The sequence below is a fragment of the Pseudothauera lacus genome (assembly GCF_003034845.1).
GTDB lineage: Bacteria > Pseudomonadota > Gammaproteobacteria > Burkholderiales > Rhodocyclaceae > Pseudothauera > Pseudothauera lacus.
The window spans coordinates 67813-94171 of the sequence record NZ_PZKC01000001.1; the positions used below are offsets into that span (position 1 = coordinate 67813).

The following is a 26359-nucleotide window of genomic DNA, read 5'->3' on the forward strand; positions in this document are numbered from 1 at the left end:
AGGGATTTAAGACGTGAATTTCGCCCTCATACTGTTCCTGCTGCTCGCCATCACCGCGCTGCTGTGGGCTGTCGACCGCTTCTACGCACGCAAGCGCCGTGCTCCCGGGGCGCCGGCGCCATGGTGGGTGGAGTACGGCGCGAGCTTCTTCCCGGTCATCCTGATCGTCTTCGTGCTGCGTTCCTTCCTCGTCGAGCCGTTCAAGATTCCCTCCGGTTCGATGATCCCGACGCTGCTGGTGGGCGACTACATCCTCGTCAACAAGTGGACCTACGGCATCCGCCTGCCGGTAATCAACAAGAAGATCATCTCCATCAACGACCCGCAGCGCGGCGACGTGATGGTCTTCCGCTATCCGGCCGACCCCTCGCTTGATTTCATCAAGCGCGTCGTCGGCGTGCCTGGCGACCGCGTCGAGTACCTCGACAAGCGCCTGCGCATCAATGGTGAAGAGGTGCCCCTGCGTGCCGACGGTGAATACCTGCACACCGACCGTCTGTACTATTCGCCGCGTTACGTCGAACAGCTCGGCGAGCGCAGTCATCAACTGCTCATCGAACAGGATGCGCCGGCCTTCGTTTCCCAGGTGATGGATTTTCCGTTCCGCCAGAACTGCACCTATACTAGTGCCGGCTTTCGTTGTACGGTACCCGAAGGGCATTACTTCGTTCTTGGTGACAACCGCGACGCGAGCAGCGACAGCCGGGTGTGGGGCTTCGTGCCGGACCGCAACATCGTCGGTCGCGCCTTCTTCATCTGGTTCAATTTCAGCGACATGAAGCGCATTGGCCGCTTCCACTGAACTAGGGGGTTCTTCGCATGCACAACAAGCAATCCGGCCTCAGCCTGGTCAGCGTGCTGATCCTTGGAGCCTTCTTCGCCTTCGTCCTGCTGATCGGTTTCCGCACCGTGCCGGCAGTGACCGAATACCTTGCGGTCAAGAAGGCCGTCCAGGCCATCGCTGAGGAAGGCGACAATGGTGCCTCGGTGACCGAGATGCGGCGCAGCTTCGACCGCCGCGCCAGCGTCGACAACGTCGAGTCGGTGCGCAGCCTCGATCTGGCCATTTCCAAGGTCGGCGGGCAGACGGTGGTCGAGGTGCAGTATGGGCGCGCGGTGCCGGTGGCGGGCAACGTCAGCCTGCTGATCGACTTCGACGTCTCGAATGTGCGCTGAGCGCGGATGACCCTGCAACACCTGCAGCGCGCCCTCGGGCACGAGTTTGCCGACCAGGCGCTGCTGCGGCAGGCACTGACCCACCGCAGCCACGGCCTGCCCAACAACGAGCGCCTGGAATTTCTCGGCGACAGCATCCTCAACTGCGTGGTGTCGATGGCGCTCTTTGAGCGCTTTGGTCAGTTGCGCGAAGGTGAGCTGTCGCGCCTGCGCGCTTCGCTGGTGCGCCAGGATGCATTGCACCGCATCGCCGTCGAACTCCAGCTTGGCGATCATCTCAACCTCGGCGAGGGCGAGATGAAGTCGGGCGGCTTCCGTCGCCCCTCCATCCTTGCCGATGCGCTTGAGGCGGTCTTTGCGGCGGTCTTCCTGGATGCCGGCTTTGCCACCGCGAAGGCGCTCATCGACCGCCTCTATGGCCCGCACATCGACGCCGTCAATCCCGGTGCGCCGACCAAGGATCCCAAGACCGCCCTGCAGGAATGGCTGCAGGGGCGGCGCATGAAGCTGCCGCGTTACGAGATGGTGCAGGTGCTCGGCGAAGCCCATGCGCAGGAATTCGAGGTTGCCTGCACCATCGATGCGCTGCCGGCCCCCACCATCGGTCGCGGCCCCAGTCGCCGCGCGGCAGAACAGCAGTCGGCGGAACTTGCGCTGGCACAACTGAGAAAGAAATGAACGATTCCACCGCGGGTGCGCCCGCTGCAACGCCTTTTCGCACCGGCTTCGTCGCCATCGTCGGGCGGCCCAACGTCGGCAAGTCCACCTTGTTGAACCGCCTGATCGGGCAGAAGATCAGCATCGTCTCCAGCAAGGCGCAGACCACCCGCCACCGCGTCACCGGCATCCGTAGCGACGCGGCCGCGCAGTTTGTCTTTGTCGACACGCCGGGCTTCCAGACCCAGCACCGCAACGCCCTCAACCGCTCGATGAACCGCACCGTCACCCAGGTGCTGAAGGACGTCGATCTGGTCTTCCTGGTGGTCGAGGCCGGGCGCTTCGGCGAGGACGACCGCAAGGTGGTCGAGGTGCTGCCCGCCGATGCCCGCGTGGTGCTGGTGATCAACAAGGTCGACCGCCTGGAGGACAAGCGCCGCCTGCTGCCCTTCATCCAGGAGATGAGCGCGGTGTATCCGTTTGCCGAGATCGTGCCGCTGTCGGCTGAACGCGGCACCAATGTCGATGAGCTGGTACGCGCCGCCACGCCGCTGCTGCCCGAAGGCAGTCCGATGTTCGGCGAGGACGAGATCACCGATCGCAGCGAGCGCTTTCTCGCTTCCGAATTCCTGCGCGAGAAGCTCTTCCGCCTCCTCGGCGACGAGCTGCCTTACGGCATGGCGGTGGAGATCGAGAAGTTCGAGGTCGAAGGCCGCCTGCGCCGCATTCATGCCGCGGTGATCGTCGACAAGCCCGGGCACAAGGGCATCGTCATCGGCAAGGGCGGCGAGCGCCTGAAGCGCATCGCCTCGGAAGCGCGCGTGGAGCTGGAGAAACTGTTCGACGGCAAGGTCTTCCTCGAGGTCTGGGTGAAGGTCAAGAGCGGCTGGGCGGACGACGAGCGTGCGCTGAAGAGCCTCGGCTACGAATAACCGGCCCGGCGGTGCGGCGTGAGCCCCAAGCAGCGCATCGAACAGCAGCCGTCCTTCGTGCTGCACACCTATCCATGGCGTGAAACCAGCCTGATCGCGGAGATCTTTTCGCGTGACCATGGCCGCGTCGCACTGGTGGCGAAGGGTGCGCGGCGCCCGCAGTCGCCGCTGCGCGGCGTGCTGATGGCCTTCCAGCCCTTGCTGGTGGACTGGTCCGGCGGCGGCGAGGTGAAGACCCTGGTGCGCGCCGAATGGCAGGGCGGCCAGCCCTTGCTCGGCGGCCGCGCGCTGCTCTGCGGCTACTACCTCAACGAACTGCTGGTGCGCCTGAGCGCACGCGAAGACGCGCATCCGGTGCTCTTCGCCGCGTATGCCGATGCGTTGCGTGAGTTCGCCCGCGGCGATGCCCTCGCACCCGTGCTGCGCCGCTTCGAGCTCGCCCTGCTCAACGAGCTGGGCTACGGCGCCGGCCTCGACGTCGAGGCCGACAGCGGCGAGGCGGTGCGGCCGGCGCAGGACTACCTCTATATAATCGAACGCGGACCGCTGCCGCTGGCCACCCACGCAGCGGCGGATGCGGAGCAGCCGGTGATCAGCGGACGCAGCCTGCTGGCGATGGCGGCAGGCGATTTTTCCGCCGCCGAGACCCTGGCGCAGAGCAAGACCCTGCTGCGCGCCATCATCAACCACTACCTGGGCGGCCAGCCGCTGCAGTCGCGCCGGGTGTTGAAGGAGTTGCAGGAACTGTGATCGAACTCGGCGTCAATATCGACCACGTCGCCACGCTGCGCCAGGCGCGCCGCACCTGGGAGCCCGACCCCGTGTGGGCGGCGGTGGAGGCGCATCTCGGCGGTGCGGACGGCATCACCATCCATCTGCGCGAGGACCGTCGTCACATCAATGACGAGGACGTGCGCCGCCTGCGCGAGCTCACCCAGGTCAAGCTCAACCTGGAAATGGCAGCGACCGACGAGATGGTCGCCATTGCCTGCCGGGTGAAGCCGGAGATGGCCATGCTGGTGCCCGAGGGGCGGCTTGAGGTGACCACCGAAGGCGGGCTGGACATCCTCGCCAACGAGGCGATGCTGAAAGACGTGGTCTCCCGGCTGGCCGATGCCGGCATCCTCACCAGCGTCTTCATCGATGCCGACCTGGCGCAGATCGATGCCGCCGCGCGCATCGGTGCACGGGTCTGCGAGGTGCACACCGGCCCGTATGCCCACGCCTTCCACAGTGCCGGACGCGATGCCGAAGCGCCCGCGGTGCTCGCCGAGATCCGCCGCATTGCGGTGGCCGGCGAGGCCATCCGCGCGCTGGGCATGCGCTTCAACGCCGGTCACGCGCTCAACTACTACAACGTTCAGCCCATCTCCCGCCTGCCCGGGGTGCGCGAACTGCACATCGGTCACGCCATCGTCAGTCGCGCGGTGTTCGTCGGCTTGCGCGAAGCGGTCGGCGAGATGAAGCGCCTGATGCGCGAGGCGGCCGGCCCGCACGCATGATCCACGGCATCGGCACTGACATCGTCCACGTCGCGCGCATGCGCACGGCGCTGGAACGCCATGGCGAGCGTTTCGCCGTCCGCATCCTCGCCGCCGGCGAGCGCGCCGCCTGGGCTGCCAGTCGCGACCCGGCGCGCTTCCTGGCGAAGCGTTTCGCCGCCAAGGAGGCCTTCGGCAAGGCGCTCGGCACCGGCGTCGCGGTGCCCGCCACCCTTCATGCGGTTGCCGTGGGGCACGATGCGCTGGGCAAGCCGCTGTACGAGTTCGACCAGCGCCTCGCCGCTCACATGGCCGGACACGGCCTCTCCGCCCATCTCAGTCTGGCCGACGAGGTGGACCACGTCGTCGCCTTTGCCCTGATCGAACGCGCATGAACCTTCCCGCCATACACCTGCCGCTCGGCCCGGTGATGCTCGACGTCGCCGGCACCACGCTCAGCGACGAGGAGCGCGAGCGCCTGCAGGACCCGCTGGTCGGCGGGGTGATCCTGTTTGCACGCAACTTCAGTGACTCCGAGCAGCTCTCCGCGCTCACCGCGGAGATCCGCGCGCTGCGCAATCCGCCCCTGCTGATCGCGGTGGATCACGAAGGCGGGCGGGTGCAGCGCTTCCGCAACGCCGGCTTCACCCGGCTGCCCTCGATGCGTGCGCTCGGCGCACTGTGGGAGAAGGACCATCTGGCCGCACTGGATGCAGCGCGCGACACCGGCTACGTGCTGGCCGCCGAGCTGCTTGCGCATGGGGTGGACCTGAGCTTCACCCCGGTGCTCGACCTGGACTACGGCTGCAGCCGGGCGATCGGCAACCGCGCCTTCCATCGTGACCCTGCAACCACCGCCGCGCTCGCCCAGGCCCTGGTCGCCGGCATGGCGGAAGCGGGCATGAAGAGCGTGGGCAAGCATTTCCCCGGGCATGGTTACGTGGAGGCCGACTCCCATGTCGACGTGCCGGTCGATGCGCGCAGCTTCGACGACATCTGGGCGCAGGACATCGCCCCCTACCGCCACCGCCTGGGCCGCCAGCTTGGTGGGGTGATGCCGGCGCACGTCATCTATCCGGCGGCCGATCCGAATCCCGCGGGCTTCTCGCGTTTCTGGCTGCAGGATGTGCTGCGCGGCCGGGTCGGCTTCTGCGGGGCGATCTTCAGCGACGACCTCAACATGGAAGGCGCGCTGGTCGCCGGCGACATCGTCGGCCGTGCCCGCGCCGCGCATGAGGCGGGCTGCGACATGGTGCTGGTGTGCAACCGTCCTGATCTGGCCGCTGAACTGCTCGACCGCTGGGTGCCGGCACCTGACCCCGAAGGCCTGCGCCGCATCGCCGCGCTGCGCGGTCAGGCGCGCCACGCCGACCCTTTCGCGCTGGAACTCGCGCCGCGCTATGCGCAGGCGCGCGAGGTTGTGCGCACGCTGGCCGAGCACGACGCCACCGCGCCGATGATGGCCGCCGGCACCAGCGGCGACGCCACGCCGGCCTGAGACCATGGGCGGCACCGCAGCACCGGCCTTCGACGCGCGCACTTTTCTCAGGACGGTGCCGGAGGAGCCCGGCGTCTATCGCATGATCGGCGCCGAGGAGCGCGTGCTTTACGTCGGCAAGGCCAAGAACCTCAAACGCCGAGTTTCCAGCTACTTCCAGAAGACCCTCTCCAGCCCGCGCATCGCCATGATGGTGGCGCAGATCGAGCGCGTCGACGTCACCCCGACGCGCTCCGAGGCCGAGGCCCTGCTGCTCGAGAACAACCTCATCAAGAGCCTGGCGCCGCGCTACAACATCCTCTTCCGCGACGACAAGTCCTACCCCTACATCGAGCTCTCCGCCGACGACTTTCCGCGCCTGGCCTACCACCGCGGCGCCTTCGCCAGGGGCGCGCGCTACTTCGGCCCCTTTCCCAACGCCTGGGCGGTGCGCGAGAGCATCCACCTGCTGCAGAAGACCTTTCAGCTGCGCACCTGCGAGAACTCGGTGTTCCAGAACCGCTCGCGGCCCTGCCTGCTGCACCAGATCAAGCGCTGCACCGCGCCCTGCGTCGGTGCCATCGGACACGACGCCTACGCCGCCGATGTGAAGCTCGCCGCGCGTTTCCTCGACGGACGCGCCAGCGAGGTCATCGACGACCTCAGCGCGCGCATGCACGACGCAGCCGAACGCCTCGCCTTCGAGGAGGCCGCCGCCTGCCGCGATCAGGTGCGCGTGCTGCAGGCCGTGCTGCACCGCCAGTTCGTGGACAGCCGCAAGGACGAGGACGTGGATATCCTCGCCGCGGCGGAAGAGGGCGGGGTGGCCTGCGTGAACATCGCCATGGTGCGCGGCGGCCGCCACCTTGGCGACCGCCCGCAGTTCCCCAGCAATGCCGCCGGCTGCGCGGCCGACGATGCGCTGCTGGCTTTCGTCGAACAGCACTACGCGGTGCATCCGATGCCCGCCCGCCTGCTGGTGGCGAACCCTTCCGCCGCGCTGCGCGAGCTCCTCGGCGAACTGTCCGACACCCCCTGCGCGCTCGCCGCACCGCGCTTTGCCGCGGAGAAGGCCTGGCTGGAAATGGCGCACAAGAACGCACAGCTCGCCATCCAGACGCGCGCGCGCGACACCGGACGCAGCGAGCAGCGCCTGGAAGCGTTGCGCGAGGCGCTCGAGCTGCCTGAGCCGCCACGCCGCATCGAATGCTTCGACATCAGCCACACCATGGGTGAGGCCACCGTGGCGTCCTGCGTGGTGTGCGTGGATGGGGCGATGAAGAATGCCGAGTACCGCCGCTACAACATCGCCGGCATCACCGGCGGCGACGACTTCGCCGCCATGCGCCAGGTGCTGGAGCGGCGCTACGGCAAGGTGGCGGCGGGGGAGGGCCTGTGCCCCGACCTGATCCTGATCGACGGCGGCAAGGGTCAGGTGAGTGCGGCGCGCGCCATCCTTGCCGAAGTCGGCCTGGAGTCGGTGGCCATGGTCGGCGTGGCCAAGGGCGAAGGGCGCAAGCCCGGGCTGGAGTCGCTGATCTTTCCCGACGGGCGCGAGGCCCTGCACCTGGAGCCGTCGGCCGCGGCCCTGCACCTGATCCAGGAAATCCGCGACGAGGCCCACCGCTTCGCCATCACCGGCCACCGCGCACGCCGTGCCAAGGCGCGCATCGGTTCGCGGCTGGAAGATATTCCCGGGGTCGGGCCGAGCCGGCGGCGCAACCTGCTCGCCACCTTTGGTGGCATCGATGGGGTGCGTAACGCCACCGTCGAGGACCTGTGCCGGGTCGAAGGCATCAGCGCCGCACTGGCGCAGCGCATCCACGACCAGTTGCGCGGCTGAAGCGCGCGGCGGGCGGCCTTACTGCGGCAGGCGGCCGAGGTTGCCGATGGTGGCCTTGAGACGGTCGATCTCGGCTGCGCTCCAGCCTGTGGGGGCGCTCACCGCCAGCCAGGCGTCGATGTAATGCTCGGTGGCGTAAACGTGGCCGTAGCCTGCCGGCGCCTTGTCGCCGGCGGCGATGTCAACCGCCAGCTGCAGCATGGTCACCACCGGAAACCAGCGCAGCGCAGGGGAGACGTCCGGGCCACGGGGGCCGGACAGCCATTCCGGTTCGCGCAGGAAGGCCAGCGGGTCGAAAAAGCTCACCGGATCGCTGGCGTACTGCAGGTAGACGATGCGCAGCGGCCCCCAGGGGGCATCGAAGTCTTCCAGCGTGCCGTCCTGGTTGGCGAAACGCACCAGTGCGCCGTCGCGGAAACGCGGCAGCCAGGCCGGCGATCCCGGATTGCGGTTGGCGGTGAGCCACTGCCAGTTGGTGCTGCGGAAGGGCGGGCCGCTCCACAGTGCGCCGTGCAGGGGGTTGCCGACGATCTCCCAGGCTTCGGCGGAACGCTGCGAGTTCAGCGCGCCGAGGCTCAGTCCGTGCAGGTAGAGGCGTGGTCGCTGCGCTGCCGGCAGGCCCTGCCAGTGCCCGTAGACGCGCTGGAAGAGGGCACGCGCCGTGTCGGCGCCGTAGTCCGGCTGGGCGAGCAGCGACAGCCAGCTGGGCAGATAGGAGTACTGCACGGCAACGCTGGCGACGTCGCCGCGGTGCAGGTATTCGAGGCTGGTGATTGCCCCGGGGTCGATCCAGCCAGTGCCGGTGGGCGTAACGATGACCAGCACCGCGCGCTCGAAGCCGCCGCTGCGCAACAGCTCCTGGAATGCCAGCTCGACACGTCCGGCGATGCTGTCGGCCGAATTGAGCCCGGCATAGACCCGCAGCGGCTGTTGCACCGGGGCGTCGCCAAAACGTGCGAGCTCGTCGGCCGACGGTGCCCGCGCGACGAAGCGGCGCCCCTGGCGGCCGAGATCCTTCCAGGCGATCAGTGAGGCCGGGCTGCCGGTGACGAGGGCGTCCTGCGGCGGCTCGACTTCGTCCTCGATCAGTGCATCGAGCTGTGCGAAGGAGGTGTCGAAGGCGTTCATCACGAAGCGTGCGAAGACGCCGTCGATCACCGACCAGAACAGCAGGAGGGCGGTCAGCAGGCCAGCCATCGCGGAGATCCGTCGCGGTACCAGGCGGTTCATCCAGCGCGACACCAGGCGTGCGCACAGCCCGAACAGGCGCGCCAGGGCCAGCAGTACGGCGAATACCGCGCTGGCGATGAGGCCGACCGACAGAGGGCGGCTGCTTTCAACCGGCGGCATCTGCATCAGCGTACGCACCGAATCCTGCCAGGCCGAGGCCTGCAGCAGGAAAGCCACCGCCACGCCAAGGCAGAACAGGCCGAGCAAGCCTTTCAGGACCCAGCGCGAACGCCCGTGTACCACCGGCAGTTCGAGGTAATGCCACAGCCAGCGTCCGAACACGCCGATGCCGTAACCGGCTGCCAGCGCCACGCCGGAGAGCAGGCCCTGCATCACGAATGGACGCGGCACCAGGCTGGGCGTGAGCGAGACGGCGAAGAACAGTGTGCCGAGGATCAGGCCGATCGGCGACAGGGAGCGCAGCAGGCGCTCGGCGCAGGCTTGCAGCATCGCGGCGGTTGCGGCGGCAGTGGGGCCGCCAAGGGTGGCAAAGCCTGCAGTATACGGTGGCCCCGGGTGCATGCGCGCGCGCTGAAAGCGGGCGGGGAGCAGCTATACTACGCCTTGCCAGAACACTTCCGGCCGACGAGGGCCGCGCGATGCCGCTGAACATTCCCAATACGCTGACCTGGGCGCGGATCGCCCTCATCCCGATCTTCGTCGGCGTGTTCTATCTCCCCGATGGTGTGCTTTCCGGCACGCACAAGAACCTGGTGTCCACCGCGATCTTCATCGTTGCCGCGGTCACCGACTGGTTCGATGGCTATCTTGCGCGCAGCCTTGGCCAGACCTCGGCTTTCGGGGCCTTCCTCGATCCGGTCGCCGACAAGCTGATGGTGGCCGCGGCGCTGATCCTGCTGGTCCAGCTCGGGCGTACCGATGCCATCTTCGCGGTGATCATCATCGGGCGCGAGATCACCATCTCCGCACTGCGTGAATGGATGGCGCAGGTCGGCAAATCGGCCAGTGTGGCGGTGGCCTATGTCGGCAAGCTGAAGACCGCGGCGCAGATGGTTGCCATCCCGATGCTGCTCTTCAACGCCCCCTTCCTCGGTATGGACATGCGGGTGCTCGGCGAATGGCTGATCTACGTTGCCGCCGGTCTCACGCTGTGGTCGATGGGCTACTATCTGCACCGCGCGATGCCCTTGCTGCGCGAGCATCGTTGAAGGATGGCAGCAATGCAGCTCGTGGTTGACAAGATCGAAGTGGCGTCTATAATGGCGATCTTTCCAGCGGGAATAGCTCAGTTGGTAGAGCGCAACCTTGCCAAGGTTGAGGTCGCGAGTTCGAGACTCGTTTCCCGCTCCAGTTTTCAGGATGTGGCGGCTGCCGCATCCGGCAAGACCCGATGGAGGCAGTCGGGCCAGCCGTAAAGCACAACGGCGCGATGGCAGAGTGGTTATGCAGCGGCCTGCAAAGCCGTGTACCCCGGTTCGATTCCGAGTCGCGCCTCCAGTAAAAACAAAGACTTGAACCCGCTTCGGCGGGTTTTTTGTTTTCTGCGGCAGGGGTTTCGTGGCCCCGTTCCCGCCTTGCCGGCGAAGCGCCTCAGTCCGTTGTGCCGGCTGGCTGCGCGCCGCATGCCTGCAGCCAGGCGAGGAAGTCCGCCGCCGGCAGCGCCGGGGCAAACAGGAAGCCCTGCACGATCTGGCAGTCGCGCGCCTTCAGCCACTCAAGCTGGGCGGCGTTCTCGACGCCTTCGGCGACGACCTCAAGGCCAAGATCGCGGGCCAGCGAGAGGGTGGCGGAGGCCACGGCGACGTCTTCGGCGTCGCCCGGCAGGTCGCGCACGAAGGAGCGGTCGATCTTGAGGCGGCTGATCGGCAGGCGTTTGAGGTAGGCGAGGCTTGAGTAGCCGGTGCCGAAGTCGTCGAGGGCAAGGCCAAGGCCGAGTCCCCCCAGGCGCTGCAGACGCTCGTGCAGGGCGTCGGAGGGCTGCATCAGCGCGCTTTCGGTGATTTCCAGTTCGATCAGGCGCGGGTTGGCTCCGGTGCGCGCGAGAATGTCGGCGACGCGGTCGACGAAATCGGCACGGCGGAACTGCAGCGCGGAGATGTTGACCGCGATGGTCAGCAGCCGGCCGGCGCGTGCGCACAGGGCCTGCTGCCGGCAGGCCTGTTCGAGCACCCAGTCGCCAAGGGCGACGATGAGGCCGGAGTCTTCGGCGACGGGGATGAACTGTGCCGGCATGATCATCCCCATCTCCGGGTGCTGCCAGCGCACCAGCGCCTCGCAACCGCACACCTGGCCGTCGGCAACGCGGATCTGCGGCTGGTAATGCAGGCTCAGTTCGTCCTGCTCGATGGCCCGGCGCAGGGCGTTCTCCAGCATCAGGCGTTCGAAGGCGCGTACGTTCATGTCGGCGACGAAGAACTGGAAGCCGTTGCGTCCGGCCTCCTTGGCGCCATACATGGCGGTGTCGGCGTGCTTGAGCAGGGTGTCGACGTCGCGTCCGTCGGCCGGACAGAGGGCGATGCCGATGCTTACCGTGGGGCTCAGTTCATGGCCCTCGACACTCACCGGTGCGGACAGCGCGGCGATCATCTTGCGTGCCACCACGGCGGCGTCCTCGGGGTGCTCGAGGCGCGGCAGCAGGGCGACGAACTCGTCGCCGCCGAGACGGGCGAGGATGTCGTCGTCGCGCAGGCAGGCGGCCAGACGGCCGGCGACGATGGCGAGCAGGCGGTCGCCAACTGGATGGCCGAGCGAATCGTTGATGGTCTTGAACTTGTCGAGATCGAGGAACAGCACTGCCGCGCTGTGCCCGTGGCGCTCGGCTCCCTGCACTGCGGCGCGGGCGTGGCTGAGCCACAGGCTGCGGTTGGGCAGGCCGGTGAGGGCGTCATAGTGGGCGAGGTACTGGATGTGGGCTTCGGCCTTGCGCGAGGCGGTGACGTCCTGCACCGTGCCGCGCAGGCGGTGGGGGCGGCCGTCGAGCCATTCGCTCTCGATCTGGAAGCGTGTGATCAGCCCCGGGTTGGCGGCACTGCGGCAGTCGAGCGCGCGCTCCTGGGGGCGGAAGAGGACTGCGTTGATGGCCTCGCGCAGCGCCTCGCGGTCATCCTCGTGGATGAAGGGATAGAGGTCGCGCAGTGCGCGGGTCGCTGCCCGGGGCAGGCCGAGCAGCTTCTGCAGTTCGTCCGAACAGTGCAGCGCGCTGCCGTCGGCGTTGCATTCCCAGCTTCCCAGGCGGGCGATGCGCTGGGCGCGGTTGAGTGCCTGGCCCTGTGCATCCAGGCGTTTGGTAAGGGTCGCAAGCTCGGCTGTGCGGCGCGCGACCAGTAGCGAGATGCGCCGGGTGTGGCCGCTGGCGATGAGCAGGAAGCCGCCCAGCATGCCTACGGTGGCCAGTCCGAAGACGATCGTTGCCCATGCCGCCCAGCTGCGTTGGGCATGGGTGTAGGCACTGGTGGCACGCAGGCGGATTTCCCAGTTGCGTTCGGCAAATCGCAGGGCGGCGGTATGCGCGCCGTGGGGTGGCAGCCAGTCGCGACGCTCGCAGCCCTCCGGGCCGTAGAGGCGGCGGTTGGCCAGTGCCGCTTCGGTGTCGATCAGGCAGAGCTCGATTCCTTCGCTGTGAGTCGGACCGATGATCGCGTCGAGGGTGTCGTCCATCCGGAAGACTGCCGAGACCACGCCCTTCAGAGGGCCTTGGCGGTCCGCCGCGCCGCCTTCGAAAACGGCCTGATAGACCACTACGCCGCGCTGGCTGCCATCTTCCTGGACCAGGCGGAAGCCCTCGGTGACCACTGCCATGCCGGTGGCGCGGCTGCGCTCGATGGCGCTCGCCGTGGCCGGCAAGGACAGCGGGTTGAGGCCATACGCCGCGCGGTTGCGCGAGAAAGGTTCGACGAGGGTGATCGGCAGGTACTCCGCGGCCAGCGCAGCGGGAAAGGTGCGTCCGCTGGTGTCGCGGTCGAGGATGCGGTAATCGTCGCCGTGCTGCCCCCGCACGGCGCGCTCGAAACCCTGCCGCATCTCCTCCCGGACGAGCGGACTCCAGCCGAAGTTCTGCGTGCCCGGGTAGCGTTGCAGCCATGGACTGACGAAGGCGCGGAACTTCTGCCGGTCGATGTCGGTGGCGACCGCCATGAAGTGCTGCACGGCGAGGGTCATGTCGATCTGGGCGTCGAGGCGTTTGCGGATCAGGCTGGAAAGATGTTCGCTGTCGCGGTCGAACTGGGCCTCGATACGTTGCGCCTCCCAGTTGCGCACCTGCAACAGGGCGCTGGCTACCAGCAGGATGGCCAGCGCCATCGGCAGCCCGACGCCGAACTTGCGCTCACGCCAGTCCTCGCGCGGCTGACCAAGCAGGACGAACATCAGAGGCAGCGCGATGACGGCGCCAAGGGTGTCGCCCACCCACCAGTTCCACCAGTTGAACAGCCCATCGCCCGGCGGCACGAAGCCCGCTTGCAACAGCACGGGAATGGCCATGCTGGCCGCGGGCAGGCAGCCGAGGGGGGCGACGATGGCGATCAGGCGCAGCACCGACGCCGGGGTGTCGAGCGCATTGGGAAAGCCCACCAGACGCTGTGCCAGCCAGGCGCCCCAGAGTGCTTGCACTCCGGCAAAGAGTGCGATCGCCAGTGGCGCCCAGTGGCTGAAGGGCTGGTGGCCGGTTTGCCAGGCAGCGAAAGCCTGTACGGCTACCGAGCCGAGGACGACGGCCGGAAACACGCGGGGGCCGTAGATGATGGCGGCGCCGAGCGCGATGCCGGCCGGCGGAAAGATGGGTGCCGCGTAACCGGGCGGGACGGCGAAGTGCAGTGCCAGCCAGCCGGTCAGGGCGTAGGCCACGGCAATCAGTGCAAGGAGACGCAGGGTCGAGCTCATCCAGTGTTCCGAAAGCGTTGCAGGCCGTGCTGCTGGCCTCGCATGCGCGGGGATGCGATAATCCGCCACTTTATGCCGTGCGGCGTTTCCGGTCGCGGGCAACTTTCACGGTTTATACGGGAATCGAGATGTTCGAGGCAGTCCGCAGCAACAAACGCTTTGCCCAGGTCGTTCTGGCCATCCTGATCGTACCCTTTGCCTTCTTCGGCATGGACGCCTATTTCACCGACGGTCCCGCGGGCAACGAAGTGGCCACCGTGGGCGATTCGAAGATCTACGCGGTGGAGTTCGAGGACGCTCTGCGCGAGCAGCAGACCCGTCTGCGCGAAGCCATGGGTGCTCAGGTCGATCGCGCGATGCTCGATTCGCTCGAACTGCGCCGCGCGGTGATCGAAAACCTTGTCAATCAGCGTCTGCTGGCCCTGTATGCGGCGGAAAACCGTCTCGTTGTCACCCAGCAGCAACTGGCGGAGACCATCGCCGAAGTGCCTGCCTTCCAGGACAACGGGCGTTTTTCCATGGAGCGCTACGAGGCCCTGCTGCGCGCCCAGGGCATGAGCCCGGCCGGTTTCGAAGCCCGTCTCAGCCAGGATATCCGTATCCAGCAACTGGCGCTGGCCGTGGGTGAAGGGGCTTTTGCCGCCGAAGAGTCGGCGCGCCGCTTCCTCCTTGCCCAGCTTGAAGAGCGCGAGGTGCGCGAGCTGGCCTTCTCCGCCGCCGACCATGTTGCCGGAGTGAGTCTCGACGAAGGTGCCGCGCAGGCGTTCTACGACGCCAATACCCAGCGCTTCGAGCTGCCCGCGCGGGTGCGCGCCGAATACGTGGTCTTCGATCAGGCCGCCGTGCTTGCCGGCGTCAACGTTTCCGAAGCCGAAGTGCGCGCCTTCTACGAGGCCAGCGCGGAGCGCTTTGGCGTGCCCGAAGAGCGTCGTGCGCGTCACATCCTGCTCGAAGTGAGCGATGCCGCCGACACCGAAGCGGTGCGTGCCGAGGCGGTGGCGCTGATCGAGCGCCTGCGTGCCGAGCCGACCGCCTTTGCGGCACTGGCGCGCGAGCGCTCTGCCGATCCGGGCTCCGCAGCGCGTGGCGGCGATCTCGGCTTCTTCGCCCGTGGTGTGATGGTGCAGCCCTTCGAGGAAGCCGTGTTCGGCGCTCAGCCCGGTCTGGTGGCGGAGCCGGTGCAGTCCGACTACGGCTTCCACGTCATCGAGGTCACCGAAATCCGCGCCGCGGCGCTGCGCCCCTTCGAGGAGGTGCGTGACGAACTTGCGGCGGAGCTGAAGAGCCGCACCGGCGGGCAGCGTTTTGCCGAGCTTGCCGAGCAGTTTGCCAACACCGTTTACGAACAGGCCGACAGCCTGGCGCCGGCCGCCGAGCAGTTCGGCCTGCAGATCCAGGTCAGTGACTGGATTCCGCGTGGCAGCGCGGCCATTGGCCCGCACCGCAACGAAGGACTGGTCGATGCGCTGTTCGGCCACGATGCACTGACCGAAGGGCGCAACGTCGATGCCGAGGATGTGGGTAACAACACCCTGGTGGCGGCCCGCGTGCTTGAACACCAGGCTGCACAGCGGCGCCCCTTTGAGGAGGTTAAGGCCGGCATCGAGAACGAGCTGCGTCTGCGCGAAGCGGCCACCAGGGCCGTTGCCGCAGGCGAGGCGGCTCTTGCCGCGCTGCAGCGTGGCGAGAGCGTCGATGGGCGCTGGAGCGACGCTGCCACCGTGCAGCGCGGTGCGCCCCTGCTGGCTCCGGAGGCCATGCAGGCGGTGTTCTCGGCTTCGACCGCCACGCTGCCGGCCTATGCCGGTGTCAGCATGGGCGGCGAAGGCTATGCGGTGTACCGCATCGAGGCGGTGCGGCGCCCCGAGCTGGCCGGCGACGATCCCCGTCTGGCGGCGATGACCGGGCAGTACGGTCAACTGCTCGGCGAGCGCGACTTCAGCGCCTTCATCAGCGCCTTGCGCGAACGCTACAAGGTCAGCGTGCGCGAAGCGGCGATCCGCCCGCAGCAGCAGTAAGGCAGCGCGGCGCGCGGACAACAAAAAACCCGGCAGCGCCGGGTTTTTTGTTGTGCCATCACCGCCCGGGCGTTCAGCCCTGGTCGGGATTGCCCAGGGCGGTGGTGTTGAAGCCGCCGTCGACGTACATGATCTCGCCGGTGATGCCGCTGGCCAGATCGGAGCACATGAAGGCGGCAGCGTTGCCGACTTCCTCGATGGTGACGTTGCGACGCAGCGGGGCATTGCGTTCGTTGAAGGACAGCAGCTTGCCGAAGCTGCCGATGCCGGAGGCCGCCAGAGTCTTGATCGGGCCGGCCGAGATGGCGTTCACGCGCGTGCCTTCGGGACCCATGCAGGCCGCCAGATAGCGCACCGAGGCCTCCAGGCTGGCCTTTGCCAGACCCATGATGTTGTAGTTCGGCATGGTGCGCACCGCACCCAGGTAGGAGAGGGTCAGCAGCGCGCCGTTGCGACCCTTCATCAGCGGGCGGGCGGCCTTGGCCAGTGCCGGAAAGCTGTACGCCGACACTTCCTGCGAGACGCGGAAGGCCTCGCGCGAGAAGCCGTCGAGGAAATCGCCTTCGAGGGCGTCGGTGGGTGCGTAGGCGATGGAGTGTACGAGGCCGTCGAGACCGTCCCAGTGTTCGCCGAGACGGGCGAAGAGGGCGGCGATCTCCTCGTCGTTCTGGACGTCGCAGGGCATGATCAGGGTAGAGCCGAAATCGGCCGCCATCTTGGCGACACGCTCTTCAAAGCGCTCGTTCTGGTAGGTGAAGGCCAGCTCCGCGCCTTCACGGTGCATGGCCTTGGCAATGCCGTAGGCAATCGAACGATTGCTCAGCAGCCCGGTGATCAGAATGCGCTTGCCAGCAAGAAAGCCCATTGTTCGATGTTCTCCGTTGGTTCAAGCGCGCGATTATAGCCGATGCGCGAGCAGGGAAATGCCTCCGTGTGGCGCACGCAGGCGCATCGCCGCCGGCAAGGCGGGATAGAATCCTGCCTCATGATCCGCAGCCTGGCCGCGCTTCTTCCCGCCGTCCTTCTCCTGTCCGCCTGCAGCGGGGCGTGGAACGACCCCTATCCGGCCGTCGAGAGCGGGCAGAACATCCTGTATACCGCCTTCACCGAGCGCCCCAAACACCTCGACCCGGTGCAGTCCTACAGCGAGGACGAGGCCACCTTTCTGTACCAGATCGTCGAGCCGCCGCTCGAATACCACTACCTCAAGCGCCCCTACGTGCTGCGCCCGGGCTCGGCGGCGATGCCGGTCATCCGCCTCTACGACGCCGAAGGGCGCCTGCTGCCACCGGATGCCGATGCAGCACAGGTGGCTACAAGCGTCTATGAACTGAGCGTGCTGCCGGGTATCCGCTACCAGCCGCATCCGGCTTTCGCCCGCAGTGCCGATGGCACGCCGCGCTATATGGACCTGCAGGCCGACGCGCTGCGCGGAGTGCGCGGCCTTGGCGACTTCGCCGAAACCGGCAGTCGCGAGCTTCAGGCCGCCGATTTCGTCCACCAGATCAAGCGTCTGGCGCATCCCCGCCTGCATTCGCCGATCTTCGAGCTCATCGCCCAGTATCTCCCGGGTCTCAAGACCCTGCAGGGCGAGCTCGCCGAAGCGGCCCGTGACAACCCCGGCTGGCTCGATCTCACCCGCTTCGAGCTGCCCGGCGTGGAGGTGGTCGATGAGCGCACCTGGCGCATCACCCTGCAGGGCAGCTACCCGCAGTTCATCTACTGGCTGACCATGCCCTTCTTCTCGCCGGTGCCACCCGAGGTGGACCGCTTCTTCGGTCAGCCCGGGATGGCCGAGCGCAACCTCACCCTGGACTGGTGGCCGGTGGGCACCGGGCCTTACATGCTGGTGGAGAACAATCCCAACGCCCGCATGGTGCTGGCGCGGAATCCCAACTACCGCGGCGACACCTACCCCTGCGAGGGCGAAGCGGACGATCATGCCGCCGGCCTGCTGGCCGACTGCGGCAGGCCGCTGCCTTTCATCGACCGCGTGGTGTTTACCCGCGAGCGGGAGGGCATCCCGTACTGGAACAAGTTCCTGCAGGGCTACTACGATGCCTCCGGGGTATCCTCGGACAACTTCGACCAGGCGGTGAGCCTGACCAGCCAGGGCGAGGTGACCCTCTCCGACGACATGGCTGCGCGCGGCATCCGCCTGATCACCGCGGTGTCGCCATCGATCTTCTACATGGGCTTCAACATGCTCGACCCGCTGGTCGGCGGCGACGGCACCCCGGAGGGCGCGGAGCGCGCGCGCAAGTTGCGCCAGGCGATCTCGATTGCGCTCGACATGGAGGAGTTCGTGTCGATCTTCCTCAACGGGCGCGGCGTGCCGGCGATGCATCCGATTCCGCCGGGCATCTTTGGCGCCCGCGAGGGCGAGGCGGGCATCAATCCGGTCGTCTTCGAATGGCGCAACGGCGAAGCAGTGCGGCGCGGCAAGGACGTCGCACGCCGTCTGCTGGCCGAGGCCGGGTGGCCCAACGGGCGCAATGCGCAGACCGGCGAAGCGCTGATCATCAACCTCGACACCACCCCTGGCGGGCTGGGTGACAAGGCGCGCTCGGACTGGCTGGCCAAGCAGTTCCGCGAGCTCGGCGTGCAGTTCGTGGTGCGTGCCACCGACTGGAACCGTTTTCAGGAGAAGCTGCGCAACGGCAATGCGCAACTCTTCTTCCTGGGCTGGAACGCCGACTACCCCGATCCCGAGAACCTGCTCTTCCTGCTTCACGGCTCACAGGGCAAGGTGAAGTTCTCCGGGCAGAACGCTGCCAACTACCAGAACGACGAATACGACCGCCTGTTCGGCAAGATGAAGGCCATGCCTGACGGCCCCGAGCGTCAGGCCATCATCGACCGCATGGTGGCCATTGCCCAGCACGATGCCCCCTGGCTGTTCGGTTTCCACCCCAAGTCCTACTCCCTGCAGCACGGCTGGGTGTACAACCGCAAGCCCGGCAACATCGTGCGTGGCACGCTGAAGTACCAGCGTGTCGATACCGCTGCGCGCGAAGCCGCGCGCGCGGAATGGAATCGCCCGGTGCTGTGGCCGCTGGTGCTGGTCGCGGTGCTGTTCTTTGCCATGGTGGCGCCTGCCGTGGCGCACTGGCGTCGTCATGAGCGCGCCACCGCGGCAGGAGGGCGCTGATGTTCGCCTACGTCCTCCGCCGCCTGATCTATGCCGTACCCATCCTGATCGGCGTGAACCTGCTCACCTTCGTGCTGTTCTTCGTGGTCAATTCGCCCGACGACATGGCGCGCATGCACCTGGGCGCGCGCCACGCCAGTGCGGAGGGCATCGAGCGTTGGAAGGCCGAACGCGGCTACGACAAGCCGACCTTCTGGAACGCCCAGGCCGACGGGGCAGGGCGGCTCACCGAGACCGTCTTCTTCGACAAGTCGCTGCGCATGTTCGCCTTCGACTTCGGCCGCGCCGACGACGGCCGCGACATCGGCCGCGAGATCCGCGACCGCATGGGGCCGTCGCTGGCGATTGCGCTGCCGACCTTTCTGCTCGGGCTCCTCGTGTCGGTCTCCTTCGCCCTGCTGCTGGTGTTCTTCCGCGCCACCTACCTGGACTTCTGGGGGGTGGTGATCTGCGTGGCGATGATGTCCATCTCCAGCCTGTTCTACATCATCGGCGGGCAGTGGCTGGTATCCAAGGTGTGGGCGCTGGTGCCGATCTCCGGCTACGCGCCGGGGCTCGACGCGGCGCGCTTCCTGGTGCTGCCGGTGCTGATCAGCGTGCTCGCCGGGGTGGGTTCCAGCGTGCGCTGGTACCGCACCATCTTCCTCGAGGAAATCTCGCGCGACTACGTGCGCACCGCGCGCGCCAAGGGCCTGTCGGAGCTCGCCGTGCTGTTCCGCCATGTGCTCAAGAACGCCATGATCCCCATCCTCACCGGGGTGGTGGTGGTGATCCCGCTGCTGTTCATGGGCAGCCTGCTGGTGGAGTCCTTCTTCGGCATTCCCGGCCTGGGCAGCTACACCATCGACGCCATCAACGCGCAGGACTTCGCCGTGGTGCGCGCCATGGTGTTCATCGGTTCGGTGCTCTACATCGTCGGCCTGATCCTCACCGACATCTCCTACACCCTGGTCGATCCCAGGGTACGGCTGGAGTAGGGCGATGAACTTCCAGCCGGTGTTGCTGTGGACCGACCTGCTGTTCTTCGCCCTGCTGCTGGTGGCGCTGGCCACCGTGCTGCACGTGCGGCGCAACGAGCCGCTGCGTGCCGCCTGGCGCAAGGTCGGCCGGCGTCCCACCGGCATGGCCGCGGCCACCGTGTTGCTCACCTTCCTGCTGGTCGGGGTGGTGGACAGCCTGCATTTCCGTCCGCAGCTGCCGGCGGTCGAGGGCGCCCCCGCCGATGCCGCGCCGGTATATTCCTCCGAAGTGCTCTCCGCGCTCGACGTGCTGCTCGCCAAGCTGCGCACGCGCAACGAGAAGACCTATTCAGCGCCCTTTGCCGACCGCCTCTACGTGCGCGAGACGGTGGAACTGCCCGAAGGCGGTCAGGCCCGCATCCATCCTCGCCTGCTGCATGGCGCGGCCCACCTGGCCGATCCGGCCGCCGAGCGCGCCGCGGACATTGCCCGCAAGGCGGCGGGCGGTGCCATGCTGGCGGTGCTGCTGTGGCTGCTGCCGGTGGCGCTGGTGGCCGCCGGGGTGGCGCGCCGCGCCGGGGTCGGCTTTGCGCAGGGCCTGCGCCGGCTGGCGCGCGGCGAGACGGCGATCGCCTGGCGCGCGGTGCTGCTCACCCTGGGCGCGATCCTGCTGCTGGCCTCGGTCGCCGCGGCGCTGGCGCCCTGGTACCACATCTTCGGCACCGACAAGGTCGGGCAGGACGTCTTCTACCTGGCGCTGAAGAGCGTGCGCACCGCGCTGGTGATCGGCACCCTGACCACCCTGGTGATGCTGCCCTTCGCGGTCACCCTGGGGGTGATGGCGGGTTACCTGGGCGGCTGGGTGGATGACGTGATCCAGTACCTCTACACCGTGCTCAACGCCATCCCCGGCGTGCTGCTGATCGCCGCCGCGGTGCTGATGATGCAGGTCATCATCGACACCCATCCGCAGTGGTTCGCCACCGCCGCCGAGCGCGCCGACGCGCGCCTGCTGGCGCTCTGCCTGATCCTCGGGATCACCAGCTGGACCGGCCTGTGCCGCCTGCTGCGCGGCGAAACGCTGAAGCTGCGCGAACTCGAATACGTGCAGGCCGCGCGCGCCTTCGGTGTGCGCACCCCGGCCATCCTGCGCCGCCACGTGCTGCCCAACGTCATGCACATCGTGCTGATCGCGCTGGTGATGGATTTCTCTGGCCTGGTGCTGGCCGAGGCGGTGCTGTCCTACATCGGCATCGGGGTGGATCCGACCATGATCAGCTTCGGCACCATGATCAACATGGCGCGCGCCGAACTGGCCCGCGAGCCGATGGTGTGGTGGTCGCTGGTCGCGGCGTTCTGCTTCATGTTCGTGCTGGTGCTGGCCGCCAACCTGTTCGCCGACGCCGTGCGTGACGCCTTCGACCCGCGCCGTTGAAACTTGCGGCGGCTGTTGCGGCTCTCAGTACCACAACAATGATCAGGACGTTCCCCCCGACCGATGGACCACCTGCGCTTCGACAACCGTTTCGTCCGTGAACTGCCGGCTGACCCGCTCGACGCTGCGGGTGTGCGCCAGGTGCATGGAGCCTGTTACTCACGGGTCCGGCCTACGCCGGTTGCCGCTCCCGCGCTGCTGGCGTGGTCGCGCGAGGTGGCACAGATGCTCGATCTGGGCGAAGCCGACATCGCCGATCCGCGCTTTGCCGAGGTCTTCGGCGGCAACCGCATGCTGGACGGAATGTCGCCCCACGCAGCCTGTTATGGCGGTCATCAGTTCGGCAACTGGGCTGGCCAGCTCGGCGACGGGCGGGCCATCAATCTTGGCGAGATCGTCAATGCACGCGGCGAGCGCTTCGAGGTCCAGCTCAAGGGGGCCGGGCCGACGCCGTACTCGCGCCGTGCCGACGGTCGCGCGGTGTTGCGCTCCTCGGTGCGCGAGTTCCTCTGCAGCGAGGCCATGCATCACCTCGGCGTGCCCACCACGCGGGCGTTGTCGCTGGTGGCCACCGGCGAGGGGGTGCTGCGCGACATGTTCTACGACGGCAACCCCCGTCTCGAACCGGGTGCGGTGGTGTGCCGGGTGGCGCCGTCCTTCATCCGCTTCGGCAATTTCGAGATCTTCGCCGCGCGCGGCGAGCTCAGCGTCCTCGAAAAGCTGGTTGACTTCACCATCGCGCGGGACTTCCCGTGGCTCGAGGGTAGCCCCGGCGAGCGTCGCAGCGCCTGGTTCGCCGAGGTCTGCGAGCGTACCGCGACGCTGATGGCGCACTGGATGCGGGTGGGTTTCGTGCATGGCGTGATGAACACCGACAACATGTCCATCCTCGGGCTCACCATCGATTACGGCCCCTATGGCTGGGTGGACAACTTCGACCCCGGGTGGACGCCCAATACCACCGATGCCGAAGGGCGGCGCTACCGTTTCGGCCACCAGCCGCGGATTGCGCACTGGAACCTGCTGCAGTTGGCCAATGCGCTGTACCCGCTGTTCCGCGATCAAGGCCCGTTGCAGGACGGCCTGGAACGCTACGTCGCGGCCTATGACCGCGACAGCCGGCGCATGCAGGCCGACAAGCTCGGGCTGGTGGCGCTGGGAGACGCCGAGCTTGAAGAGCTCGACGTCCTGCACCGTCTGCTGGCGCGCGCCGAGATCGACATGACCCTGTTCTTCCGTGCGCTCGCCGACATCGACGTCGAGGCTCCCACGCTGGCACCCTTCGAGGGGGCCTTCTACAGCGCTACGGGCCGTGCCGCGCATGGCGAGGCGCTGCAGGCCTGGCTCGACACCTACGCCGCCCGCCTGCGTCAGGAGGGGCGCCCGGCCGGGCAGCGGCGGGCGCAGATGAATGCCGCCAATCCATGCTACGTGCTGCGCAACTATCTCGCCCAGCAGGCCATTGACGCTGCCGAGCAGGGCGACACCAGTGTCATCGAACAAACCCTGGAAGTGCTGCGCCGACCCTATGAGGTGCAGCCCGGTCGCGAGGCCTTTGCCGCCCGGCGTCCGGACTGGGCGCGGCGCAAGGCCGGCTGTTCGATGCTGTCGTGCAGCTCTTGAGCGCCGCACTCAGGGCTGGCGCGGCAAGCGGTCGTGCGCCCGTTCGCGACGCCTCCCTGACAAGCGCCTTCAGGCCTTGACGCGCATCAGGCGCTGCTTCTCGCGTTCCCAGTCGCGCTTCTTGTCGTCCTCACGCTTGTCGTACTGCTTCTTGCCCTTCGCCAGGCCGATGGTGGCCTTCACCCGGCCCTTGCTGTAGTGCAGGTCGAGCGGCACCAGGGTGAAGCCGGCGCGCTCGACCTTGCCGATCAGCTTGTCGATCTCGTGGGCGTGAAGGAGCAGCTTGCGGGTGCGCGTGGGATCGGTGCGCACATGGGTGGAGGCGCTGGTGAGCGGGGTGATGTGCATGCCGAAGATGAAGATCTCACCATCGCGGATGACCACATAGGACTCCTTGATGTTGGCCCTTCCGGCGCGGATGGCCTTCACCTCCCAGCCTTCGAGGACGATGCCGGCTTCGTGCTTTTCCTCGATGAAGTAATCGTGGAAGGCCTTGCGATTGTCGATGATGCTCATGTGCGCTGCTGTCGCCGTGTCGCCGCGCCCGCCATCGGTGGCGCCGGCTTTGCGTTAGAATCCGCCATTCTAGCAGTACGCTCAGGTCCCCGACCCGCTACCCCATGGCCGAAGTCAACAAGCTCGTGCTGATCGAGTTCACCCCCGCGCAGATGTTCGAACTGGTCGACCGCTGCGAGGACTATCCGCTGTTCCTGCCGTGGTGCGGCGGCACCGAGCTGCACGCGCGCACCGAAACCCTCACTGCGGCGACCATCCACATCAACTACCACGGCATCCGCGCGCACTTCAGCACCGAAAACGACAAGCGCGCGCCGAACGAGATGTTCATCCGCCTGAAAGACGGACCTTTCACCCATCTGGACGGCAGCTGGCGCTTCACCGCACTCGGCGAGACCGCTTGCAAGGTCGAGTTCCGCCTGCACTACCAGTTTTCCAGCCGCCTGCTGGAGAAGGTGCTCGGGCCGGTGTTCAACCACATCGCCAACACCTTCGTCGATTCCTTCGTAAAGCGCGCTGCGCAGGTTTATTCAAAGGGCTGAACGTGAGTGAACGCATCAACGTCGAAGTGAGCTACGCCCTGCCGCACCGTCAGGAGCTGATCCGCGTCAGTCTGGCGGCGGGCGCCACGGTGAGCGAGGCCATCGCGGCCTCCGGACTGCTCGCCAAGTATCCGGAGATCGATCCGGGCGGAGCCAACAAGCTCGGCATCTACGCCAAGCTGACCAAGCCCGACGCGGTGCTGCGTGATCGTGACCGGGTGGAGATCTACCGTCCGCTGATCGCCGATCCCAAGGCAGTGCGCAAGAAGCGCGCCGACGAGGGCAAGGTGATGAAGAAGGGCGGAGGCGGCGCCGACGAAGGCTGAGCGCCGCTCCGGCAAGCCCGCCAGGCGGGATCGGCCGGACGATGGCCGTTCAGCCGCCGCTCAGTTGCACTCGCGGCTGAGGAACTGCTGGAGGCGCTCGATTTCGGCGCTGCGGGCGGCGTCGTCGAGGAACTCCCGCTCTCCCGCTTCGTTGAAGCGCGCCATGCGTTGGCCGCCCTGCAGGGCGGCGAGCTGGCCGCGCGATTCGCTGCAGACGCGCTGGCGATGCTCGGCGCGTTCGCGCTCTTCGGCCGCCTTGGCGGCCGCTTCGGCGGCTGCCGCGCGGCGCTGGCGGAATTCCAGTTCGCGCTCGGCGAGGGTCTGCTGCGGTGTCGCCTCCGGCGCTGCGGGTGCGGCACCGTCTTCGCCTTCGGCGGCGGGGGGCGGTGCGCGGCGCGCCGGGCCGATGAGCTTGACGTCGCCGCTTGCCGGCGGGGTGTCGGAGTAATGCACGCGGCCGTCCTTGTCCTTCCAGCTGTAGATCTGTGCCACCGCAGGATGGGCGAGGGCGATGGCGGCAAGGGCGGCGAACAGCGTCGCGCTGCGCAGGAAGAGGGGGCGGTGCTGGGCCATGGTGCGTGAAACTCCGTAGTGATTGCGCTGCTTACATGGCAGGGAGGTGGTCTGTATAATACGGATTTGGTCGAAAGGATAGAAGCCATGCGAGTGATTCAGAAGGCGCTGACCTTCGATGACGTCCTTCTTGTTCCCGCCCACTCCACGGTGCTGCCGCGCGACGTGAGCCTGAAATGCCAGGTGACTCGCCGCATCAGCCTGAATATACCACTGGTATCCGCGGCCATGGATACCGTCACCGAGAGCCGCCTGGCCATTGCCCTGGCCCAGGAGGGCGGTATCGGCGTGGTGCACAAGAACCTCAGCGCCCGCGAGCAGGCTGCCGAGGTGCACAAGGTCAAGCGCCACGAGTCCGGCATCCTCAAGGATCCCATCACCATTCCACCGACGATGACCGTCGGTGAGGTCATCGCCCTGCAGCGCCAGCACCGCTTCTCCGGCGTGCCGGTGGTCAATGCCGGCAGGGTGGTGGGCATCGTCACCAACCGCGACACCCGCTTCGAGACCAATCTCGACCAGCTCGTGAGCGAGATCATGACGCCGCAGGAGCGCCTGGTCACGGTGCGTGAAGGGGCCAGCCTCGATGAGGCACGCGAGCTGCTGCGCGTGCATCGCCTCGAACGGGTGCTGGTGCTCAACGATGCCGGTGAGCTGTGCGGCCTGATCACCGTCAAGGACATGATGAAGTCCACCGAGCACCCGCTCGCCGCCAAGGATGAACACGGCCGCCTGCGCGTGGCCGCGGCGATCGGCGTGGGCGAGGGCACCGAGGAGCGTGCCGAACTGCTTGCCGAGGCCGGCGTGGACATGATCGTCGTCGATACCGCCCACGGACACTCGCAGGGCGTGCTCGACCGCGTCAGCTGGGTGAAGAAGCGCTTCCCGCAGATCGAGGTGGTTGGCGGCAACATCGCCACTGCCGAAGCGGCCCGCGCCCTCGTCGACGTCGGTGCCGATGGCGTCAAGGTGGGCATCGGTCCGGGGTCGATCTGCACCACCCGCATCGTTGCCGGCGTCGGCGTGCCGCAGATCACCGCCATCGAGAACGTCTCCAGTGCGCTGGCTGGTTCCGGTGTGCCGATGATCGCCGATGGCGGCATCCGCTTCTCCGGCGACATCGCCAAGGCCATTGCCGCCGGCGCCAACTGCGTGATGCTCGGCGGCCTGTTTGCCGGCACCGAAGAGGCGCCCGGCGAGACCGTGCTCTTTCAGGGGCGCTCCTACAAGTCCTACCGCGGCATGGGTTCGCTGGGGGCGATGCAGAAGGGCGCAGCCGACCGTTACTTCCAGGACGAGAATTCCGGCAACATCGACAAGCTTGTCCCCGAAGGCATCGAAGGCCGCGTGCCCTACAAGGGCGCGGTAACTGCCGTCATCCACCAGCTCACCGGCGGCCTGCGCGCTTCGATGGGTTACCTGGGGGCGATCGACATCCCCACCCTGCACGCCAAGGCGCAGTTCGTCGAGATCAGTTCGGCCGGCATGCGCGAGTCGCACGTGCACGATGTGCAGATCACCAAGGAAGCGCCCAACTACCAGATCAGCTGATCAGGCAATCCGGTCATTTCCAGGCGGCTG

The 26359-nt window shown here is 67.4% G+C and carries 23 protein-coding genes and 2 tRNA genes; 20 read left to right on the forward strand and 5 right to left on the reverse strand.

The window, feature by feature from the left end; genetic code table 11:
• Positions 1–13: 13 nt before the first annotated feature.
• Genes lepB through uvrC form a run of 9 tightly spaced genes read left to right on the forward strand, consistent with a single transcriptional unit; the run spans position 14 to position 7566 of the window.
• Positions 14–802, forward strand: a complete 789-nt coding sequence (lepB, locus tag C8261_RS00310) for a signal peptidase I (protein WP_107491662.1) — start codon at positions 14–16, stop codon at positions 800–802.
• A gap of 17 nt (positions 803–819) precedes the next feature.
• Positions 820–1176: a DUF4845 domain-containing protein gene (locus tag C8261_RS00315; protein WP_107491663.1), complete on the forward strand. Its 357-nt coding sequence runs from the start codon at positions 820–822 to the stop codon at positions 1174–1176.
• 6 nt (positions 1177–1182) lie between these two features.
• Entirely contained in the window at positions 1183–1854 is a 672-nt protein-coding gene (rnc, locus tag C8261_RS00320) for a ribonuclease III (RefSeq protein WP_107491664.1), read from the forward strand.
• On the forward strand, positions 1851–2765 hold the full coding sequence (gene era, locus C8261_RS00325) for a GTPase Era (protein WP_107491665.1): 915 nt from the start codon (positions 1851–1853) through the stop codon (positions 2763–2765). The genes rnc and era overlap by 4 nt, the downstream gene beginning before the upstream one ends.
• Positions 2766–2783: 18 nt before the next feature.
• On the forward strand, positions 2784–3515 hold the full coding sequence (gene recO, locus C8261_RS00330; protein WP_107491666.1) for a DNA repair protein RecO: 732 nt from the start codon (positions 2784–2786) through the stop codon (positions 3513–3515).
• On the forward strand, positions 3512–4267 hold the full coding sequence (locus tag C8261_RS00335) for a pyridoxine 5'-phosphate synthase (RefSeq protein ID WP_107491667.1): 756 nt from the start codon (positions 3512–3514) through the stop codon (positions 4265–4267). Before recO ends, C8261_RS00335 begins: the two co-directional genes overlap by 4 nt.
• Positions 4264–4641 carry a holo-ACP synthase gene (gene acpS, locus C8261_RS00340; RefSeq protein WP_107491668.1) on the forward strand — a complete coding sequence of 126 codons (378 nt, stop codon included), beginning with the start codon at positions 4264–4266 and terminating at the stop codon, positions 4639–4641. The genes C8261_RS00335 and acpS overlap by 4 nt, the downstream gene beginning before the upstream one ends.
• Positions 4638–5744: a beta-N-acetylhexosaminidase gene (gene nagZ, locus C8261_RS00345; protein ID WP_107491669.1), complete on the forward strand. Its 1107-nt coding sequence runs from the start codon at positions 4638–4640 to the stop codon at positions 5742–5744. Before acpS ends, nagZ begins: the two co-directional genes overlap by 4 nt.
• A 4-nt stretch (positions 5745–5748) precedes the next feature.
• Entirely contained in the window at positions 5749–7566 is a 1818-nt protein-coding gene (gene uvrC / locus C8261_RS00350; protein WP_107491670.1) for an excinuclease ABC subunit UvrC, read from the forward strand.
• 18 nt (positions 7567–7584) lie between these two features.
• Here the strand turns inward: uvrC and C8261_RS00355 are convergent, their stop codons facing one another.
• Positions 7585–9246 carry an alpha/beta hydrolase gene (locus C8261_RS00355; protein ID WP_107491671.1) on the reverse strand — a complete coding sequence of 554 codons (1662 nt, stop codon included), beginning with the start codon at positions 9244–9246 and terminating at the stop codon, positions 7585–7587.
• 149 nt (positions 9247–9395) lie between these two features.
• On the opposite strand from C8261_RS00355, the gene pgsA reads away from it, so the two are divergent.
• The 3 genes from pgsA to C8261_RS00370 all read left to right on the forward strand — a co-directional run bounded on the left by pgsA (position 9396) and on the right by C8261_RS00370 (position 10254).
• Positions 9396–9965 (forward strand): CDP-diacylglycerol--glycerol-3-phosphate 3-phosphatidyltransferase, encoded by a 570-nt coding sequence (gene pgsA, locus C8261_RS00360; RefSeq protein ID WP_107491672.1) that lies wholly within the window; start codon positions 9396–9398, stop codon positions 9963–9965.
• 66 nt (positions 9966–10031) lie between these two features.
• Positions 10032–10107, forward strand: a tRNA-Gly gene (locus C8261_RS00365).
• A 73-nt stretch (positions 10108–10180) separates the two neighbouring features.
• A tRNA-Cys gene (locus tag C8261_RS00370) sits at positions 10181–10254 on the forward strand.
• A 93-nt stretch (positions 10255–10347) separates the two neighbouring features.
• On the opposite strand, the gene C8261_RS00375 is transcribed toward C8261_RS00370, so the two are convergent.
• On the reverse strand, positions 10348–13635 hold the full coding sequence (locus tag C8261_RS00375; RefSeq protein WP_107491673.1) for an EAL domain-containing protein: 3288 nt from the start codon (positions 13633–13635) through the stop codon (positions 10348–10350).
• Between the two features lie 128 nt (positions 13636–13763).
• On the opposite strand from C8261_RS00375, the gene C8261_RS00380 reads away from it, so the two are divergent.
• Positions 13764–15653, forward strand: a complete 1890-nt coding sequence (locus C8261_RS00380) for a SurA N-terminal domain-containing protein (protein ID WP_107491674.1) — start codon at positions 13764–13766, stop codon at positions 15651–15653.
• Between the two features lie 73 nt (positions 15654–15726).
• Here C8261_RS00380 and fabI read toward each other — a convergent pair whose 3' ends face one another.
• Positions 15727–16518 carry an enoyl-ACP reductase FabI gene (gene fabI, locus C8261_RS00385; RefSeq protein ID WP_107491675.1) on the reverse strand — a complete coding sequence of 264 codons (792 nt, stop codon included), beginning with the start codon at positions 16516–16518 and terminating at the stop codon, positions 15727–15729.
• A gap of 120 nt (positions 16519–16638) precedes the next feature.
• Here fabI and C8261_RS00390 point away from each other — a divergent pair, with 120 nt between their 5' ends.
• From C8261_RS00390 to C8261_RS00405, 4 genes are all read left to right on the forward strand, one after another.
• Complete coding sequence (locus tag C8261_RS00390) at positions 16639–18804, forward strand: ABC transporter substrate-binding protein (protein ID WP_107491676.1); 2166 nt, start codon at positions 16639–16641, stop codon at positions 18802–18804.
• Entirely contained in the window at positions 18804–19781 is a 978-nt protein-coding gene (locus tag C8261_RS00395; protein WP_107491677.1) for an ABC transporter permease, read from the forward strand. Before C8261_RS00390 ends, C8261_RS00395 begins: the two co-directional genes overlap by 1 nt.
• A 4-nt stretch (positions 19782–19785) precedes the next feature.
• Positions 19786–21198 carry an ABC transporter permease gene (locus tag C8261_RS00400; protein WP_107491678.1) on the forward strand — a complete coding sequence of 471 codons (1413 nt, stop codon included), beginning with the start codon at positions 19786–19788 and terminating at the stop codon, positions 21196–21198.
• Between the two features lie 63 nt (positions 21199–21261).
• Positions 21262–22821, forward strand: coding sequence for a protein adenylyltransferase SelO (locus C8261_RS00405; protein WP_107491679.1), 1560 nt, complete (start codon positions 21262–21264; stop codon positions 22819–22821).
• A gap of 69 nt (positions 22822–22890) precedes the next feature.
• Here the strand turns inward: C8261_RS00405 and smpB are convergent, their stop codons facing one another.
• Positions 22891–23337: an SsrA-binding protein SmpB gene (smpB, locus tag C8261_RS00410; RefSeq protein ID WP_107491680.1), complete on the reverse strand. Its 447-nt coding sequence runs from the start codon at positions 23335–23337 to the stop codon at positions 22891–22893.
• Between the two features lie 104 nt (positions 23338–23441).
• On the opposite strand from smpB, the gene C8261_RS00415 reads away from it, so the two are divergent.
• Together C8261_RS00415 and C8261_RS00420 are read left to right on the forward strand one after the other, a co-directional pair.
• Positions 23442–23879, forward strand: a complete 438-nt coding sequence (locus C8261_RS00415; protein ID WP_107491681.1) for a type II toxin-antitoxin system RatA family toxin — start codon at positions 23442–23444, stop codon at positions 23877–23879.
• A gap of 2 nt (positions 23880–23881) precedes the next feature.
• A complete protein-coding gene (locus C8261_RS00420; RefSeq protein ID WP_107491682.1) occupies positions 23882–24205 on the forward strand; it encodes an RnfH family protein in 324 nt (107 codons plus the stop codon).
• A 60-nt stretch (positions 24206–24265) separates the two neighbouring features.
• Here the strand turns inward: C8261_RS00420 and C8261_RS00425 are convergent, their stop codons facing one another.
• Positions 24266–24778 (reverse strand): DUF4124 domain-containing protein, encoded by a 513-nt coding sequence (locus C8261_RS00425; RefSeq protein ID WP_107491683.1) that lies wholly within the window; start codon positions 24776–24778, stop codon positions 24266–24268.
• 87 nt (positions 24779–24865) lie between these two features.
• On the opposite strand from C8261_RS00425, the gene guaB reads away from it, so the two are divergent.
• Positions 24866–26329, forward strand: a complete 1464-nt coding sequence (gene guaB, locus C8261_RS00430) for an IMP dehydrogenase (protein ID WP_107491684.1) — start codon at positions 24866–24868, stop codon at positions 26327–26329.
• The last annotated feature ends 30 nt before the right edge of the window (positions 26330–26359 follow it).